19 protein-coding genes are annotated in these 18,356 nt (G+C 44.8%); 11 read left to right on the top strand and 8 right to left on the bottom strand.

What is annotated here, in order from left to right; all coding sequences use genetic code 11:
• The first annotated feature begins 194 nt into the window (after nt 1–194).
• The 10 genes from ccmA to IW644_RS18470 all read left to right on the top strand — a co-directional run bounded on the left by ccmA (nt 195) and on the right by IW644_RS18470 (nt 8,542).
• Nucleotides 195–818, top strand: coding sequence for a cytochrome c biogenesis heme-transporting ATPase CcmA (gene ccmA / locus IW644_RS18515; RefSeq protein ID WP_269918838.1), 624 nt, complete (start codon nt 195–197; stop codon nt 816–818).
• A complete protein-coding gene (ccmB, locus tag IW644_RS18510; protein ID WP_179982563.1) occupies nt 818–1,483 on the top strand; it encodes a heme exporter protein CcmB in 666 nt (221 codons plus the stop codon). The genes ccmA and ccmB overlap by 1 nt, the downstream gene beginning before the upstream one ends.
• Nucleotides 1,483–2,271: a heme ABC transporter permease gene (locus IW644_RS18505; protein WP_269918837.1), complete on the top strand. Its 789-nt coding sequence runs from the start codon at nt 1,483–1,485 to the stop codon at nt 2,269–2,271. The genes ccmB and IW644_RS18505 overlap by 1 nt, the downstream gene beginning before the upstream one ends.
• A gap of 1 nt (nt 2,272) precedes the next feature.
• Nucleotides 2,273–2,482: a heme exporter protein CcmD gene (ccmD, locus tag IW644_RS18500; RefSeq protein WP_269918836.1), complete on the top strand. Its 210-nt coding sequence runs from the start codon at nt 2,273–2,275 to the stop codon at nt 2,480–2,482.
• A gap of 73 nt (nt 2,483–2,555) precedes the next feature.
• Nucleotides 2,556–3,050, top strand: a complete 495-nt coding sequence (gene ccmE / locus IW644_RS18495) for a cytochrome c maturation protein CcmE (RefSeq protein ID WP_269918835.1) — start codon at nt 2,556–2,558, stop codon at nt 3,048–3,050.
• Between the two features lie 3 nt (nt 3,051–3,053).
• On the top strand, nt 3,054–5,111 hold the full coding sequence (locus tag IW644_RS18490; RefSeq protein ID WP_269918834.1) for a heme lyase CcmF/NrfE family subunit: 2,058 nt from the start codon (nt 3,054–3,056) through the stop codon (nt 5,109–5,111).
• Complete coding sequence (locus tag IW644_RS18485; RefSeq protein ID WP_269918833.1) at nt 5,111–5,767, top strand: redoxin family protein; 657 nt, start codon at nt 5,111–5,113, stop codon at nt 5,765–5,767. The genes IW644_RS18490 and IW644_RS18485 overlap by 1 nt, the downstream gene beginning before the upstream one ends.
• Nucleotides 5,764–6,321: a cytochrome c-type biogenesis protein gene (locus IW644_RS18480; RefSeq protein WP_442864468.1), complete on the top strand. Its 558-nt coding sequence runs from the start codon at nt 5,764–5,766 to the stop codon at nt 6,319–6,321. Before IW644_RS18485 ends, IW644_RS18480 begins: the two co-directional genes overlap by 4 nt.
• The gene (gene ccmI, locus IW644_RS18475) at nt 6,318–7,607 is read left to right on the top strand and encodes a c-type cytochrome biogenesis protein CcmI (protein WP_269918832.1); all 1,290 of its coding nucleotides are present in this window, start codon (nt 6,318–6,320) and stop codon (nt 7,605–7,607) included. The genes IW644_RS18480 and ccmI overlap by 4 nt, the downstream gene beginning before the upstream one ends.
• 2 nt (nt 7,608–7,609) lie before the next feature.
• Nucleotides 7,610–8,542 (top strand): MlaA family lipoprotein, encoded by a 933-nt coding sequence (locus tag IW644_RS18470; protein ID WP_269918831.1) that lies wholly within the window; start codon nt 7,610–7,612, stop codon nt 8,540–8,542.
• 201 nt (nt 8,543–8,743) lie between these two features.
• Here the strand turns inward: IW644_RS18470 and galE are convergent, their stop codons facing one another.
• From galE to IW644_RS18430, 8 genes are all read right to left on the bottom strand, one after another.
• Nucleotides 8,744–9,766: a UDP-glucose 4-epimerase GalE gene (gene galE, locus IW644_RS18465; protein ID WP_198814628.1), complete on the bottom strand. Its 1,023-nt coding sequence runs from the start codon at nt 9,764–9,766 to the stop codon at nt 8,744–8,746.
• Nucleotides 9,763–10,065, bottom strand: coding sequence for a DUF6170 family protein (locus tag IW644_RS18460; protein ID WP_179982573.1), 303 nt, complete (start codon nt 10,063–10,065; stop codon nt 9,763–9,765). The genes galE and IW644_RS18460 overlap by 4 nt, the downstream gene beginning before the upstream one ends.
• A gap of 113 nt (nt 10,066–10,178) precedes the next feature.
• Complete coding sequence (locus IW644_RS18455) at nt 10,179–11,699, bottom strand: peptide MFS transporter (RefSeq protein ID WP_269918830.1); 1,521 nt, start codon at nt 11,697–11,699, stop codon at nt 10,179–10,181.
• Between the two features lie 215 nt (nt 11,700–11,914).
• A complete protein-coding gene (locus tag IW644_RS18450; protein ID WP_269918829.1) occupies nt 11,915–13,033 on the bottom strand; it encodes a capsule biosynthesis protein in 1,119 nt (372 codons plus the stop codon).
• 12 nt (nt 13,034–13,045) lie between these two features.
• Complete coding sequence (locus IW644_RS18445) at nt 13,046–13,720, bottom strand: ABC transporter ATP-binding protein (RefSeq protein WP_269918828.1); 675 nt, start codon at nt 13,718–13,720, stop codon at nt 13,046–13,048.
• On the bottom strand, nt 13,717–14,496 hold the full coding sequence (locus IW644_RS18440; protein WP_269918827.1) for an ABC transporter permease: 780 nt from the start codon (nt 14,494–14,496) through the stop codon (nt 13,717–13,719). The genes IW644_RS18445 and IW644_RS18440 overlap by 4 nt, the downstream gene beginning before the upstream one ends.
• 2 nt (nt 14,497–14,498) lie before the next feature.
• On the bottom strand, nt 14,499–16,328 hold the full coding sequence (locus IW644_RS18435) for a polysaccharide biosynthesis/export family protein (protein ID WP_269918826.1): 1,830 nt from the start codon (nt 16,326–16,328) through the stop codon (nt 14,499–14,501).
• 4 nt (nt 16,329–16,332) lie between these two features.
• Nucleotides 16,333–16,731 (bottom strand): hypothetical protein, encoded by a 399-nt coding sequence (locus tag IW644_RS18430; protein WP_179982578.1) that lies wholly within the window; start codon nt 16,729–16,731, stop codon nt 16,333–16,335.
• A gap of 519 nt (nt 16,732–17,250) precedes the next feature.
• Between IW644_RS18430 and wecA the strand changes: the two genes are divergently transcribed.
• Nucleotides 17,251–18,312, top strand: coding sequence for a UDP-N-acetylglucosamine--undecaprenyl-phosphate N-acetylglucosaminephosphotransferase (gene wecA / locus IW644_RS18425; RefSeq protein WP_269918825.1), 1,062 nt, complete (start codon nt 17,251–17,253; stop codon nt 18,310–18,312).
• Nucleotides 18,313–18,356 lie beyond the last annotated feature (44 nt).

The following is an 18,356-nucleotide window of genomic DNA, read 5'->3' as shown; positions in this document are numbered from 1 at the left end:
TGTTTCTAATTTACGCAGGGCCACCAATAGGAAAAAGAAAAACTTCCCATCAAAGGCAAGATAACCTAAGTGAAAATGCCTTTGTCGTTGAAGTAAATCATATTTAATTGGAATTCGCGACTGCGAAAAAGCGTTCATGTGGTAGACTAGCGCCATTTTTTACAACCTCTTCTGAACGTTGGAGTAGCTAGGCAGTGTTAGAGGCGCGCGGGTTAACATGCAGCAAACGAGACAGAACCCTTTTTGAGGGGCTTTCACTTGCCGTTAGTGCTGGTGAATTGTTGTATTTGCGTGGACCGAATGGCGCGGGGAAAACCAGCTTGCTTCGCATTCTCACAGGGCTGAGCTCACCTGATTTAGGTACCGTTTTTTATCAAGGAAAAGACGTATCTAAGGACAAGTCAGGCTATTACCATGATCTCCTTTATCTAGGTCACAAAAGCGGCACTAATGGTAGCCTTTCGGCATTAGACAACCTGTCGTTCTGGTTAGCCCAGCACAAGGTATCGGTACCAGTTAATACACTATATGACGTTTTAGAAAAAGTGGGGTTAGTTGGTCTTGAAGACGTGCCGGTAAGGTATTTATCGGCAGGGCAACAACGTCGTGTTGCGCTATCAAGACTGTGGCTAAAGCCGTCAAAGGTTTGGATATTAGATGAACCGTTTACAGCGCTAGATGTGAAAGGGGTTCATATGCTTGAAACTAGTATGAAAGAGCACGTTAGCAGCGGCGGTCTCATTATCACCACTTCACACCAACCTTTGTCAAAGACGGCAGGTGAACACCGCGTATTCGATTTGGAGTACCGCTTCTAATGTCACTTTACCGAGGAATTTTCAAACGCGACATACAGATTGCGTTCAAGCAAAAAGCAGAGTTGGTGCAGCCACTAATGTTTTTAACCATGGTAGTGACTTTGTTTCCGTTAGGCGTTAGTCCGTCTCCCGATACCCTTCAGCGCATTGGGCCAGGGGTAATTTGGATTGCCGCTATACTGTCCTCTCTCATGGCGATGGAAAGGCTGTTTCGCGATGACTTTCAAGACGGTTCGTTAGAGCAGTACATACTTTCTGGCATGGCGTTGCCAGCGGTAAGCGCGGTGAAAGTGACCGTACATTGGCTGGTTAGTTTCGTGCCCTTATTTTTGCTTTCCCCGTTATTAGCAATGTTTTTGAATTTAACAGTGGATATGTATATCGCGCTTGTTTTAACTTTGCTGCTGGGTACGCCGCTACTTTCTTTAATTGGTGCCATTGCGGTAGGGCTAACCGTTGGATTGCAAAAAGGCGGGGTACTTTTAGCACTGTTACTTATCCCTGTCTTTATTCCTTTACTGATATTTGCCACGTCGGCTGTGGATTCTGCCGCACTGCAATTACCTTATCATGCGCAACTTGCTATTATTGCCGCCATGCTTTTATTGGCTGCGGCATTGGCACCGTTTGCCATCGCGTATTCTTTAAAAGTGAGTCAAAACTAATGTGGAAGTGGTTACATCCCTACGCAAAAACAGAGCGTGCTTACCAGCTTTGTCTAACTTTACAGCCTTGGTTTTGGGTTGGTGCTTTAGTGTGTTTGAGCATAGGCACTGTATGGGGGCTTGCCTTTGCGCCCCAAGATTATCAGCAAGGTGATTCGTTTCGTATTATCTACATTCACGTACCTAGCGCCATTTTGTCTATGGGAACTTATGTTGCTATGGCAATTGCAGCCCTGGTTGGTATGGTTTGGCAGTGGCGTACTGCTTATATGAGCATGATTGCCATGGCTCCCATTGGCGCAGTAATGACCTTTATCGCTTTGTTCACAGGGGCGGCTTGGGGTAAACCTATGTGGGGTGCTTGGTGGGTATGGGATGCGCGCCTGACATCAGAGCTTATTCTACTTTTCTTGTACATGGGGGTTATAGCCCTTTACGGTGCATTTGAAGACAAACAGCAGGCAGGTAAAGCCGCAGGCGTAATGGCTCTTGTTGGTGTTGTTAATATCCCCATTATTCATTACTCAGTAGAGTGGTGGAACACGTTACATCAAGGCGCAACAATCAGTAAATTTGACAACCCTTCGATTGCGCCTGAAATGTTGTGGCCGCTGTTAATTAACTTACTGGGTTTTGCTTTCTTTATTGGTGCGTTAACCACAGTGCGTCTACGCAACGAAATTGTATTACGAGAAATGCACAGGCCTTGGGTACAAGCGCTTGCAATGAAAGCAATATCAAAGCAGCAAAGCGATACGGCTAGTACATTTGGAAAAGAGGGCAATTAAGATGCAGTTTGAGTCCTTTGCCGATTTTTTAGCTATGGGGGGCTATGCGTTTTACGTATGGCTGTCGTTTGGCGTTACTTTTGTGGCAATGGCTATTGTCGCCGTACAAAGTTTTATTAAACATCGCAGCCTTTTAAAGCAGGTGGTGGTGGAAAAAGAACGCAAAGCGCGCATTAAAAAAGCGCGACAGCAACAGCAAGACAGCGTTTAGTTTAACGTTAGAAGTTAACTTGGCATTTATTTGCGTTTTTATCGTTTATTAGTTTTTTCGAAGTGAGAGTTGCATGAACCCGAGACGAAAGCAGCGATTGACCGTAGTAGGAATTATCGGTTTTTTAGTAGTAAGTGCAATTGGATTGATGCTTTACGCTCTAAACGACAGTATTGACCTTTTTTATACGCCCAGCGAAATTATTGAAGGCAAAAATGGACAAAAACCACAGGTTGGCCAGCGTCTTCGTATAGGCGGTATGGTGGTACCTGGCAGTGTGAAACGTGATCAAGAGAGTTTGGCTGTGAGCTTCGACCTAATCGATACTGGTCCAACGGTTACCGTGACTTATACAGGCATCTTGCCTGATTTGTTTCGCGAAGGTCAGGGCATTGTGGCAACCGGGATACTTACCGGCGAGAAGAATATCAAAGCGCAGGAAGTCCTCGCTAAACACGACGAAGAATACATGCCGCCTGAGCTAGCTGAAAAAATGAAGGGCATTAAGCACGTTAAACCTGAAAATATGCCTTCCTACGAGTCGTCTAACGGCACTGGAGGCAAATGATTTATGGTGCCTGAGATTGGAAATATAGCGCTAACGCTAGCGTTGGTATTGTCTATTTTATTAGCGGTTTATCCTTTATGGGGTGCGCATCGTCAGCATGAAACGTTAATGGCTACTGCCAAGCCGTTAGCCATTGGCTTATTTACGTTTACACTCATTGCCTATGTGTGCTTGACCTATGCGTTCGTTACCGATGATTTCAGCGTCGCTTACGTTGCGCAGCATTCAAATAGCCGGCTTCCTATCTATTATAAAATTACCGCTGTATGGGGCGGTCATGAAGGTTCATTCCTACTTTGGGTATTGATGCTTTCAATCTGGACAGTAGCTGTGGCGATATTCAGCAAGGGTATTCCACTTGCTATGGTCGCTAGAGTGCTGTCGGTATTAGGCATGGTTGGCATTGGTTTTTATTTATTTATGCTGCTTACCTCAAACCCTTTTAACAGCATGCTGCCGTTTTTCCCTGTAGACGGGCGCGATCTTAATCCGCTGCTACAAGATTTTGGTATGATCATTCACCCGCCTATGCTTTATATGGGCTATGTAGGCTTTTCTGTCGCTTTCGCGTTTGCTATCTCGGCGCTTATTTCTGGTCAGTTAGATTCAACCTGGGCGCGTTGGTCAAGGCCTTGGGTTATCTCTGCCTGGGCGTTTCTCACAGTGGGCATTGCTCTAGGTAGCTGGTGGGCGTATTACGAACTTGGCTGGGGCGGCTGGTGGTTCTGGGACCCAGTAGAAAATGCCTCGTTTATGCCTTGGTTGGTAGGTACGGCCCTGATGCACTCGCTGGCAGTGACCGAAAAGCGAAAGGCGTTTAAATCATGGACAGTGCTGCTTGCAATTGCCGCATTTAGTTTGAGTTTATTAGGTACCTTTTTAGTACGTTCCGGGGTCATCGTTTCGGTGCACTCTTTTGCAAGCGATCCTACTCGAGGCTTGTTCATCTTAGGCATATTGATTGTACTTAGCGGTTTTGGATTGCTGCTTTATGCCATGCGTGCGGCTTCGCTTAAAAGTCCTGGACGCTACCAAGCCTTTTCTCGTGAAGTGCTGTTAATGGGCAACAATGTCTTTCTGTGTGCAGCAACATTAGTTGTTCTTCTCGGTACGCTACTGCCTCTTGTTCACAAAGAGTTAGGCTTAGGCAGTATTTCCGTAGGCGCTCCGTTCTTTAACCAAATGTTCACCTTGTTGATTGTGCCCTTTGTATTGATGCTAGGGCTTGGTCCGCTAACGCGTTGGAAGCAGCAAAAAGCCAGCGAACTGCAAAAACAACTGTTGGTTGCAGGTGGAATTGCGCTAAGTGCAGGTGTACTAGTGAACTTTGCCTACGACGAACCAACTTATATGGGTGTACTAGGAATGGTGTTGGTGTTTTGGATCCTCGTCACCACAGTGCAAGAAGTCATGCAGCGTTTATCCGCTATGCCTTCAAGTAGCTCTGATAATGCATCGGTACTATCTAAACTTCGCAAACTTACGCCAAGCCACTGGGGCATGGTGTTGGGCCATGTTGGCTTTGCTATTTGCATCATCGGTATTACCCTTGTTTCAAACTACGAAATGGAGCGGGATGTTCGCATGGACATTGGCGATACCGTTTCTTTAGGTGGTTATGATTTTAACTTCAAAGACGTACGTAAAGTACAAGGCCCGAACTTTGAAGCGGACAAGGGCGTATTCGACGTGTATAAAAACGGCGAATTAATAGCGCATTTAGAGCCTGAGAAACGTTTATATATTGTTCAACGCATGCCAATGACAGAAGCGGCTATCCATTCAAACCTAGCACGAGATTTATTTATTGCTATGGGGGAGCCGTTAGATAACGGTGCTTGGGCTATTCGTATTTACATTAAACCGTTTGTTATCTGGCTATGGGCGGGTGCGGTAGTAATGGCGATAGGCGGCATTTTTTCCATTAGCGACAAGCGTTACCGTATGGCTAAGGTGAAAAAGATAAAGCGAGTATTTGGTGGCAGTAATGATGCGAACTCATCGACAGGCAATGAGCAAGCATCCGTTGTTTCAAATTCTTCAGTGAAAGGAGACGCATAATGAAAAAAGCTCCACTTGTTGCCATTCCATTGGTGCTGTTTTCTTTGCTGGTTATTTTCTTATTCAAGGGGCTTTTTTCTGACCCTAGAGAGCTAGACTCTCAAGTTCAAGATAAAACATTACCTGCTTTCTCACTGCCAGATCTTATGCAGCCAGATATAACCTATACCCCAGAAGATTTAAAAGGAAAGGTGACTATCTTGAATGTATGGGGTGTATGGTGTGTGACTTGCGCTGTCGAAATGCCGTATCTTACTCAGCTTAAGAATGAGCAGAATGTTCACATTGTGGGGTTGTATTTCGACCAGGATTTAGACCCGGACTTTGGCACAAAAACACTCAGTCGCGTTCAGCAAGAAGTCACCGACATGCTCAGCCGCTATGGCAACCCCTACGCGTACAATATCTTCGATGTTTATCGCGATACCTCCCTTGACCTTGGCGTTACTGGTGCACCAGAGCACTTTGTGATTGATGCTGAAGGCATTATACGTATGCATCACATAGGCGATATTAATGAGCGCGTGTGGAATTCAAAAGTTGGTCCGCTTTACAATAAGCTAGTTGCCGAAGCGTCTGGCAAAGTAGGTGAAGATAGGAAAGTGGACGTCGACGCTGTAATGAGTGACGCCCAAAGTGTTCAAGGAGGTGAGTGAGAATGTTAGCTAGCAATGCTACCCATATACCTTGTGAAGCCTATAAGGTTGATACAGATGTACATGTTGCTCACGATATAACTATCAACTTTTCCGTTTTTAAAACGCTAGTGACTAGGTTTTTTGCCCTTTTGCTGATAGTTGGCGCTTTCTCGGTACACGCCGCTGAAGACAAATTTACCTTCGATACTTCAGCGCAACGTGAGAGCTTTTTGAGACTTACCGCTGAACTGCGTTGCCCAATGTGTCAAAACCAGAATATTGCAGATAGCGACGCCATGATTGCCCACGACATGCGCCGAAAAGTATACACCTTACTCAAACAGGGCAAAACAGAGCAGGAAGTCATTGAATTCATGAAGTCGCGCTATGGCGACTTTGTGCATTATCAACCGCCTGTTACGGCTGCGACAATGTGGCTGTGGGCTGGCCCCGTATTGTTTATATTCATTGCCTTGTTGGTTGTAATTCGCCGGAAATCGGTAACGCCACCTGAAGATATGGCCGCTAAGCTAGCCAAAGCAGACGAGATGTTGGAGCAAGAGAAAGAATGAGTTGGTCTGAGTTTTATATTATTGTTTCAGGCTTAATCACGCTTGTTCTTTTAATTGTCGCTTTTCCATGGCTTCGCAATAAAAATCACGCCAAACAAGACAGTTTGAGCAATACGCAAATTGTTAAGCAGCGCCTTGCCGAACTTGACCGCGAGGTGCAAGAAGGGCTTATTAGTGAGCACGACAAGCGTCAGGCGGTTGATGAACTTAAATTGGCGCTAGTGGATGAAAGTGCATTTCACCAAAACAAAACCGGTAACGCTAAATTGCCACTGGCAATAGGTGGTCTACTTGCTGTGTTATGTGGAGCAATTGTGTATTCGCAAGTTAACCAGATGGAACGTGTTGCGAAAGCCCAGCAGTCTATTGAAGCGCTACCCGAGCTAAGTCAGCAACTTGCCAGCGGTAACGCGAACAATTTAACTCAGCAAGATATCGCAAGCCTTGCCTTAGCTATACGCCAGCGTTTGCGAGAAGACCCCGAAGACGATACAGGCTGGATGTATTTTGGCAGATTAATGCTGAGTGTTGGCCAAGAAGTGCAGGCTATTGAAGCTATTGATAAAGCCGTGAGCTTAGCACCTTCTAATTCAGCTAACCGTATTACACTTGCTCAGGCTTTAATGACCACGGGTGATGTAAACAACTTGGAACGTGCGCAATCTATCTTATTAGGCTTGCTTAATGATAACCCTGAGAATGATAATCTCGCGCTTATGATGGCAGTGGTGTCGGCTCAACTTGGTGATCTTAATACTACTCGCCGTTTTTATCAGCAAGTTGAAGGTAAACTGCCAGCAGATAGCGATATGGCCCAGCGTTTAGTTGCGCGTATAAAAGAGCTTGAGGGAAATACCACCGAAATGGTAGCGTTACTACGCTCGGATGCAGAACCTACGGATGAGACGGATATACAAGGCGATAACGAGCAAGCCCTTACAGGCTTTAGCATCACCGTTAATTTGTCCGATAACGCTGAAGCAAGCGCGCCTAAAGAAGGCTTTTTAATTGTGTTTGCTCAAGATGCCAACTCAGATAATAGAATGCCTGCTGCAGTGGTTAAGTTGCCAATTGATGACTTTCCGGTTTCTGTAACATTATCTACCGAAAACGCTATGATGCCACAATTTACACTTGCTGCGCTTTCTGATGTAGTGGTTACCGCAAGGCTATCGGAAGATGGCAATGTGGCGGTAGCTGAGGGAGAATGGCAGGGAAGTGTAAACGCAAGCGTTACTGCCAATCAGCTATCTTCACTAAGCATTATTATTGATAAGGAATTATAAGTATGGACTTGTCTAAATCACTCGCGACCGGGTTGATTATTGCCGCAGGTTTTCTAGGAGGCTGTGCGACCAATGATGCGCAGTCTCAATCGCAGGAGGCTAAGTCAAATACTGCTGTAGTAGATACATCAGACCCACGAGATCCGCTTGAACCGGTTAACCGCGAGATTTGGGACTTCAACTGGGATGTATTGGATGCATATATTTTGCGCCCTATCACAGTTACCTACGTAACCGTTATGCCTCAGCCTGCACGAACTGGCTTAGTGAACATTACGGATAACCTACAAGAGCCAGCAAACTTTTTAAATAATATGTTTCAAGGCAAGGTGGATGATGGTTTAGACAGCCTAGCACGCTTTTTAATAAATACTACGGTAGGGCTAGTCGGCACCTTTGATGTTGCGTCTAAAATTGGCATTGAGCGCAAACGTGAGCAGTTTGGTGAAACACTGGCCGTGTGGGGGTTAGATACGGGTCCTTTCTTAATGTTGCCATTTTTAGGTCCAAGCGACCCGCGAAGCTTTACCGGTGACTATGTTGACGGTTTTGCTTTTCCTATGTCTTTGCTCGAAGGCTCGGTAAACTTAGCGCGTATTGGTATTTCAGTACTTGAAACAAGAGCGCAATTACTTGATCAAGAAGCACAGCTTGAGCAATCAGTTGACGATTATGCTTTCGTAAAGAATGCTTATTTTGAGAATCTAGAATTCCGCGTTACTGATGGTAAAAGCGGTGATAAAGCGATAGATGATGAGCAGCTTGATGACTTTGCGGATTTCGAAGCTATGTTGGAAGGCAGCGACTTTGATAGCTATGAAGAAGCGTCAGAAGAAGCTGTCGAAGAGTCTACAGAGAAAGAAGATACGCCGGTTAATGCCACTGAGAAGACTAAGCTAAAAGAAAAAGACGCAAAATCGAAAGACGATAAATAGAGAATAGAGCAATAAATTGAACGAAGTCGGATAAAGTTCGGGGGAAGGGGTTATTTATTATTATCTAATCTCAACCCCAACCTCCACCTTTACTTCAACGTCACCCAAGCTATATATGCTCAAACAAAAAAGCCATGCAACAGCATGGCTTTTTTATTCTTGGTATGTGAACAAGCCTACTGGCAGCGTTCAAACGGCAAACTAGTCCTTTGGATAGCCCATCGGGTTTTGCGACTGCCAGTTCCATGTGTCTGCGCACATGTCTTCTAAGCCTTTTTCTGCATGCCAGTTAAGTTCTGTGGCAGCTTTAGTTGGGTCGGCATAACAGGCAGCTACGTCACCGCTTCTACGGGGTGCAATCTTATAAGGTACGGTTTTACCCGAACCTTTTTCAAATGCTTTGATCATTTCGATGACTGAATAGCCCTGGCCAGTACCCAGGTTGTATTTGTCCAAGCCCATATTGAGGTTCAAGCGATCAAGTGCCTTTAAGTGACCGTTTGCAAGATCGACAACGTGGATATAGTCGCGAACGCCTGTGCCATCAACGGTATCGTAGTCGTCACCGAACACGCTTAGCTGCTCTAGCTTACCGGTGGCTACCTGAGAGATATAAGGCATTAAGTTGTTTGGAATGCCGTTCGGATCTTCACCGATTTGGCCAGACTCGTGTGCGCCAACTGGGTTGAAGTAGCGAAGCAACACTATGTTCCAATCGCTATCTGATACATAAAGATCGCTGAGCATATGTTCAACCATCAGCTTAGACATACCGTAAGGATTTGTCGGTTGGCCTGTAGCCATATCTTCTCGAAGCGGAAGCGATGCTGGGTCGCCGTAAACCGTAGCAGAGGAGCTAAACACAATATTTTTCACATTGTGCTTCTGCATGGCTTTACATAGCGTAAGTGTACCGTACACGTTGTTTTCGTAGTATGAAAGGGGCTTTTGTACAGATTCGCCAACGGCTTTTAAGCCCGCAAAGTGAATAACGGCAAAAATATTATGCTCGCTGAAGATGTCATCTAACACAGCAGTGTCGCGAATATCGCCTTGAACAAATGTCACCGACTTGCCCGTCAGTGTTTCCACGCGACGCAACGACTCAGCACTTGAATTGGCTAGGTTGTCGAGTACGACAACGCCGTAGTTTTGTTCAAGTAACTGTAGAACTGTGTGGCTACCTATATAGCCGGCACCACCAGTGACTAGGATGGTCTTCATGCATTCTCCTTGCTAGACGGTTGCGCAATGTATTTAGCGCATATGGAATATTGAATAGGTTTTATAACCAATGGATAAACTAAAAATACCACAAAAGCCCAGAGTAACGAGGTCCAATTTGATGCGGTTTGAAGAATAAGAGCAAACACAGGCACGATAACGAGTAGCTTTAGAACATTCAGTAAGGTCTTTTCTGGAACAGTAAGCCGTTTTGCTGCCTTGTCGAGCAACTTAACGCGCTCTGTTAAAGGAAGACCTTTTAAAGCAGGAATGTCTCTTGTAGAAAAATAAAACTTCATAGGTTTGCTCTAAGCCTTTATTTCGAAACCTTAAATAAAAAACCGCCGGAACGTTACGTTGCGGCGGTTATTGTAGGGTAATTGGTCAACACTTAAAACATGCTAACAATAAATTACGCTTTTTCTTCAATACCTGCTTTTTCCCAGAAACGAGACTTAAAGCTCATTAAACCAATCACGATAGCAATAGCTATACTGAATAGGGCAATTTGAAGATACAAGTCAGGCATTTGCTCAACCTTCTCTGGATCAAAGTTACCAGAAAGCAGGCCAGCAATAATGTTACCGATAGAGTAGGTTAGTACAAACACCCCCATCATTTGCCCTGCAAAACGCTTAGGCGAAAGCTTACTTACGGCGCTTAGTGCAACTGGGCTTAGGCAAAGCTCACCAACCGTATGCAAGAAGTAGGTTGTAACAAGCCACATAGGTGCAACTTTAAGGCCTTGTGCAGCGTATTGTGACGCCATAAACATTACCAAGAAGCCCGATGCCATAATAACGATACCAATAGCACACTTAATGGTGTACGACGGGTCTATCATTCGCTTAGCAAGGTTAATCCAAAGGGCGGCGAAGAAAGGCGACAAAATTATAATGAATAGCGAGTTTGAAAGCTGGAACCATACCGTTGGGATAGCGTCCATCCCAAACCAAGATGTAAGCAGCGATCCGCTTTCAAGTACACGGTCAGTATAGTTCTGAGCGAATAGGTTCAGTGAAGAACCAGCCTGTTCGAAGCCAGACCAGAAACACGCTGAAGCAACACACACTAAGAACAGCGCCCACATGCGCTTCTTCTCGTTGTCGCTTAGTTGGCCTTTAAAATAAATAAAGCCGAAGTAAAGGAAGAAGATGACCGTAAAAGCAACGGCAACTTGCTGAGCAAGGGCAACAGGCTCAATAACGATGGTGCCCATGTGCGCAAGAACTATGACCACAACAGCTAGTGCTACTACTGCCCATACGCACATCCATGCACGCTGTTTGGCCGCACCTTGATAAGGATTTGCTGGCGCCACAGAGTCAGCCGATAATGATCGGTTGCTGAAGTAATATTGAATTAGACCAATAGCCATACCAATAGCAGCTGCACCGAATGCATAGTGCCAGCCCCAATTTTCCTGTAAATAACCAGTGACTAGGTAGGCGATAAGAGAACCAATGTTAATACCCATGTAATACAGCGCATAGCCACTGTCACGACGGCCATCATCCTCACCATACTGTTGACCAACCATGGCTGAAATATTGGGTTTAAGTAAGCCTGTGCCGGAAGCAACAAGAATAAGACCCACGAAAAATAAGTTTTGTAAGTCTATAGCAAGTACTACGTGACCTGCGAAAATGATAATGCCGCCGTACCATACAGCGCTTTTACCACCGATTAAGCGGTCAGCTAGCCAACCTCCAGGCAAACCTAAAAAGTATACCGCACCAGTATACAGGCCATAGATAGCGCCAGCCGTTGCAACAGTAAAGCCTAAGCCTTGAGTTTGTAAGCTTGCTGTCATGAAAAGAACAAGTAGCGCGCGCATACCGTAGTAACTCATGCGCTCCCACATTTCTGTAAAGAATAGCGTTCTTAGGCCCCCTGGATGGCCGAAAAAGCTAGTATCGTTAGATGGTTTCATAATTATATTTTAATTCCATATTGCTTATGGTTGTTATTGTAGAGCACTTATAGGATAGGCTCTTTGATAGTCGTCCGTAAGGCGGATAGCTTCTTATACTAGAGCTTGCTTAAAGACACAAGATTTGGGCGACAAACTTCATTAAAGCGGTGTCAATTGACTAAGTCTTAATCGACTTAGCCAATTGACAGTATGGTTTACTTGAAAGGGAAAACCTAAAGTTCGCGGATGGTTGCCACTACAATTCTTACAATTCCGTAGATAAGCAGCAATGACACACCGAAAAGAACTAGGTTATAGATAACCGTTGGGTAAGCATTATCGTCTGGAAGGGTAGGCGATTCTACCGTGACCAAATGTTGCAACTTTTGATACGCCTCTACGCGCGCATTTTCAAGGGTGATAAGCGATGAAGAATACGCTTGAATAGCGAGCTGTAGCTGAACCTGAAGGTTACTGTATTGCGCCATAAGCTCACTCACTGACAGAGCCTCACTTTCTCCTTCAGCAGTACTAATGCGCTCTTTCTGCTTTTCTACTTCTTTTTGTAGGGCGGCTATTTCACGTTTAATGTTAATGACTTCAGGTGCAACATTAGACATCATAGTGGACATGGTACTTAGCTCAGCTTTTTTCTGAGCAAGGGTTGCTTCTAATGAAAAAGCAATCTGCTGAAACGCTGCGCCTTCAGCTGTAGGGTCAAGCACGTTGTATTTAGATTGAAAACCTAAAATTTCCGTCTTTGCTTGTTGAAGCTTTTGCTCAACAATCTCATGCTCGCCTTTGGCAAAGGTAAGCTTTGATTTCGCTAAGTTGTTATTGATGTTGTTAATAAACTCTTCTGCCTTATCAACAATAGCCTGGTTGATTATTTGGGCGTATTCTGCGTCGAAAGCACGGGTACGCAGGCTAATTACGGAAGACGCTGAATCAACGCTTACCTCAATATGATCCAAGTAAAACTGGTAAAAGTCTTCTTGCTTATGAGAAGACGACAGGCCGCTGAACATATCAGCTTTGTCGGACATGTAATGCTCTCGAAGACCAATAGTGTCATCCAGATACTTAATCATATCGGCAGATTGAATATACGCTTCTACAAGCTGGCTTTCCGTGCCGCCTGATGCGCCAGATACGCCGGCTGCCATTAATAGAGAAGACGGGTCAAAGCTGCTGCCGCCATCGCTTGATTTAACGATAAGCTGACTTTTACTTTCGTATTGTGGTGCCGCCCATAGAACAAGATAGGCGGCATACAGTACCCAAGGAAGTACAAGCAACAGCATTTTGTGTTTACTTAGAAGGGCATTGAGCTGTGTAAGAGATTTTTCCACTGTGATTTGAACCTATTTAAGTGATTTCTTATTGTCTGCATCCTGCGTATAAACGTCGATGCCTTCTTCGAGATCGTGATAATAAGTGAGTTTTCCATCGTCAATGATGACGGCAGAGGTACAGAATTCGCGTATTTGGTCAAGCTCATGGCTCACCATGATAACGCCGGCCTGCTCGCTTTTTTCCTTAAGCGATAAACGCGCTTTTTTTCTGAAAAGCGGATCGCCTACTGATGTCGCTTCATCGATAAGGTAAATATCGAAATTAATATTCATGCAGCATGCAAACACCAATTTGGCGCGCATGCCCGACGAGTAAGTTTTGACCGGTAAATCAAAGCGTTTGCCCAACTCAGCGAACTGTTGCACCTTTTCTTCGTATTCAGGAAGCGATTTAACATTGTTGATTCTTCCCACAAAGCGCGTGTTTTCACGCCCGGTCATTTGCGGGTGCACACCCGTTTGCAGAGCCACCGGCCACGACATAGATTTGTTTGTTAAAACGCGGCCTTTGTCGGGGTATTCACTTTTCGCTAGCATGCGGAAAAGGGTTGACTTACCCGCACCATTTTTACCTAGAATCGCGACGTTATTCTCGGTTGGAAAATCAAAATTTAAGTTTTTAAATATATACTGAGGGCCCATTTTACTGGGATAGCTCTTTGTTAAGTTTTCTATTCTGATCATCGAGATAGCACCCTCTTCCACGTGATGTGGTACATCGAAAGGCTTAGAAATAAGAAGGCGATGGTAATTTCTACAACAAAACTTAATGACACCCCTTTGGTCCCGTAGGACTCGAAGCATGCATAGCGCGCGAGCTCATTGAAATGTACAAGCGGGTTCCACGTCAGATACGGCCAATACTCTTCGGGCAAGTCTTGCAGGCTGAAAAATACGCACGAAATAAACATTAACGGGCGAGTTAGCATTGATTTAATTTTATCGACTTCTGGTACGAATGCGGCAGCAATAGCAAAGATCATCCCAATGGATATAGAGAATACCCATAAAAGTAGAAATAAAGATATCAGCAGCAATGGGTCGTTTACCGTAAAGGTCTCACCCATCAGGTAAAGCGCAAGGCATAGTAATGCGACAACCACTACCTTTACAGAAAACTCGAGGAAGCCAGCTGTGAGTATTGCTGAAATAGGTTGAACCTGTCTGAACGCATAGAGCGGCTTATTTCTTCGCACGGACGTTGAAACTGATTGTAGGCATGTAGTCAGAGACTGCAGTCCAACCATTCCGATCATCATAAACAGAAAGAGAGGGATAGAGTGGATATCATCGCCACTGATCAGTCCGCGCAGGTATGACAGCGCGAAAATAAATGCAAAGGGCTCTAAAAATGCCCAGCCCAAGCCAAATTTATCGTTAAATTTACTTTGAAGCTCACGCAGGAAAAGCGCAAAAATTACGCCCCTCCATGCATAGAGCTGATCTTTAAAAGTTACCATGCTTAGTTAGTAGCAACGTTAGCTGCAATAGCAATTTGATAAACAATTTGAGTAATGTCTTTAACAGCTTGCAGTACTTTGGTATCAATTGCAGGCAGAACGATAATCTGATCCCCTGGCTCAAGCTTGCTTTCGTCGCTTGAAAGGAATGAGTCGTTCACGCTTGAAAAAGTGACGTTACCGTTTTTGCGAACAATAAGTATACGCTCGTCTTCAGCGCGTTCGGTAAAGCCGCCAGCCCAAGCTACATAATCTTCAGTCGTTGCATCTGGGTTAAATACTACAGATTGCGGTAGTAGTACTTCACCGCCTACATGTATCAAGTCAGTCACTTCAGGAATGACGATGGTGTCGTTAGGTTCAAGTAAAATATTAGCTATGTCGCCGTTTTCAGATACGACAACACGGCCTTGGGGCTCTACTTGCCTTGCTCGCGCAATAAAGTCTGCAACAAGCTGTGCTTCTTGAGCGCGTATAGCACCTTCACCAGTCGAACTTATCGGCGCGGTATACATGCTTCTCTCAAGACGCTGTAGGCCTTCTTCAATAATTTCCTTTTGTTTGACGGCAACACTTTCTCTAAGTAGGTAGATATTTTGTGTGTCAGAGAGCGTGGTATCAGCTTCAATATGGTCTAACACGTCAAGTAAGCGTGCGCCTTTATCAACCATGATTTGTGATGCGCCTGCGAAAGCGCCAGCAACATTGATTCGGTATATTTGCGGCTCATGATCTGCAATGTATTCTACCGTGTCGCCTGCGCTTAGCTCTAAAGAAGCGAACTCTTTTAAATCTAAATAACGTGCGAACTGTTTATTATTGCGAACACCTGATACTGAGGCATGAGAAGCGAATTCACCAGGACGTGCAAAGTAGTTAACTACACCACCGTTAAGCTCTTCATTTAGAAATTCAAAGGTAAAGCTATTACGGGCTCCGGTTTCAACAACGATAGTGTTGCCAATTGGGTGCACTAAAATAGTGTCGCCGTCTTTAAAGGATACCTCTGGAAGCTTTCCACTTCTAAAAAAGGCATACAAGTCTGCGGTTGCTACAACCTTACCATTGCGAACCACATCTATTTGCCTAAAACTGCCGCGCTGGAAGTCGATGCCGCCTGCACGTTTTAAATAATAGAGCACACTATCTGAAGCAAGGCCTGCGTATTGGCCGGGGCGCAATACTGGCCCTGATACAAATATAGATACTGGTGTCGATGTCAGTAGGTTTACGTAGACATTCACGTCGTTTGTGTAGACTTGCCTAATCTTTGCAGTAACTGTCTGGTTTACACTACCTGCCGGTGTATTCGCAACGCGGATAGGGCCGATGTTAGGAATAAAGATATTGCCTTGGTTGTCGACGGTAACTACGCTAGAGAAATTGACCGCGCCCCATAACCAAATATTTATCTTGTCGCCAGGCGCAACCAAGTAATTGTCGTTTAAGCCTGAACTGCGCTCTGACTCAAAGCCACCAATAAATAGGTTCGCAGCAAATGGAGGATTTTCCATAGGGGGTTGAGCAGGGAAAACCGTATCAATAGTAGGCTCTCCAGGTAAATTTACACCGTTTCGCGGCTGAGTGGAAAATTGCCCCATAGAACTTGCTGAGTCTGTAGCGCCAGGTAAAGTTCGTTGCGTTGATATACTCAGAGGAGAGACCGATTGTGTAACACCTCCGCTCTGCGATTGTTGAGCCCTTTCTCTTAGTTGCTGTAGTTGTTCGACACTTTGTGCGAAAACAGGTTGCAAAAGAAGGCAGCCAACTACTGCTGAACACGCTGTTACTGAAAGCGTTTTGATTGTGTTTTTTATATCCATAAACTTCATTAACTTATTCACCTTGCGCGGTTGCCGAAACTACGAGAGGAGAAACGACTTTCCATCGCCCATCCCGCTGGCAAGTGGTTACTTTGCGCTGCGCGCCCGTCTGAACAGAGTCACTGTCTTGTAAAGAAAAGCGGATACACTTGTTGCCGGTGGCTGAAATGTAGTGTTTGGTGGCTGCGTAATCATAGCCGCCAAAGCGTATTGAAAAAGATTCCTTTTTATCAAAATAAATATTGGCTTTTGGAATATTTATTGCAGACTCTTTTTCCGGTGCTAGGGAATATGCAAGAGAAGAGTGCACCAAGGGTATGTCAGCTTCGGTAACTGTAGGTGAGTTAGTACACCCTGCGGCGCTCACAATTAGTGCGAACGGCAAAATTAAACGTTGGAATTGTTTGAACATTAGCTTTCATATCCATATAGCAATTTCGCGCTAGGATAACATAAGTTTTAAAAAAAGCATGTTTGCTATCGCAGTGGCGCTGAGGTTTAAGACTTCAAAATGACTATATTGTTATTGGAAAGTTCACAATGAGTAGGAAATTTAATACTTAGTGAAATAATTGCGCTTGTGGTACGTCTACATTTTGTATTTGCGAGTAACTGAGGTATCACGAAACGGTTTCATGTGGCAATTAGCGTAATCGCTGTGCGGGGTGATCGCAGCTGTAACTGTAACTATTACGAAATGTTTTGAAACGATAATTTTGCAATTGGGGTGGTTACTTAAACAAATGTTTTATATCATATGGCAGTTTTCGACCCGCATAGTTATAAAGATAAACCCTCATCGCGCTGGAAGAAATGGAAGTTGTAAAAATATGGAATCGATATTGAGCTTTTTAAACAAATTTACAAGTGCATTGGTCAAGCTGGAAAACTCGCGTGTTTCGGTAACCGGTGACGAGAGGTTGTGTGTTTTATGCTAGCGTACTTGCAGTTCGTCCCGCTTTTTACTGCATTTTTCGTAGCCCTAATTCTTTTAGTGGTGATGACGCCTCTAGCGCATCAGTTTGGCTTAGTTGATCAACCTACAGCACGTAAACGCCACGCAGGTATTGTCCCTTTAACGGGGGGCGTGGCTATATTTATGGCCGTACTTGTTGCAAGCGTCGCCACCGATGTGTGGATGAAAAATAACCCGCTGTTCTTTACCGCATCTGCTTTTGTAGTATTGCTTGGTATGCTGGACGACCGCTTTGACTTAAGTGCGAAAGGTCGCCTTATGTGTCAATTTGGCGTGGCCGCCATCATGGCATGGAGTGCGCAGAATTATATTACGTCGTTAGGCAATATCTTTGGCACCGGCGAGGTGCTGCTCGACCTAGGTGGCTATTTCTTCACCATTATTTGTGTTGTTGGCGTTATCAATGCGTTTAACATGATAGACGGCATTGATGGTCTTGCAGGCGGTATGAGCTTAGTTATTTTGCTTACCGTGGCAGGTTTTTTAATTTTCACTGGTAATGGCGCCTCTATAATGGAGCCACTTATTATTGTGGCAGCTATTGTTCCTTTCTTGGCGTTTAACCTGAGTTGGAAAGGGTTCAAAGGGAACAAGATATTTATGGGCGATGCCGGCAGTATGTTTGTCGGTCTCACGATTGTATGGCTGCTTGTTGATCATACCCAAGGTGAAACGGCTGCGTTTAGGCCTATAACGGCAGTGTGGCTTGTTGGGCTTCCTTTGATGGATATGGCTGCAATCATGTATCGCCGTGCGCGCAAGGGGCAGTCTATGTTGAAACCAGACAGGCAGCATCTTCACAATATTTTCATGCGAGCAGGGTTAAGCAGTCGGCAGTCATTGGTAGCAATATTGTGCCTAGGTGCGTGCTATTGCCTTATCGGTATCCTAGGCGAAGTTTATCAAGTACCTGAAGCGGTCATGTTTTATGGTTTCATTGGGCTTCTAGTTGTTTATAGTCTAGTGATTCAGCATATATGGAGCGTACTTCGCTTTATTAAGCGAGTCAGGACGTAGATTCGGTAAAACTCATAGCAGGTTGCATGAAATCTCTGTAACAT

Origin of the sequence: Alteromonas sp. PRIM-21 (assembly GCF_027563165.1) — a bacterium.
In the GTDB taxonomy this organism is placed as follows: Bacteria; Pseudomonadota; Gammaproteobacteria; order Enterobacterales; family Alteromonadaceae; genus Alteromonas; species Alteromonas macleodii_A.
Note: the sequence above shows the minus strand (reverse complement) of the source record. Positions and strands in the feature narration are given on the sequence as shown.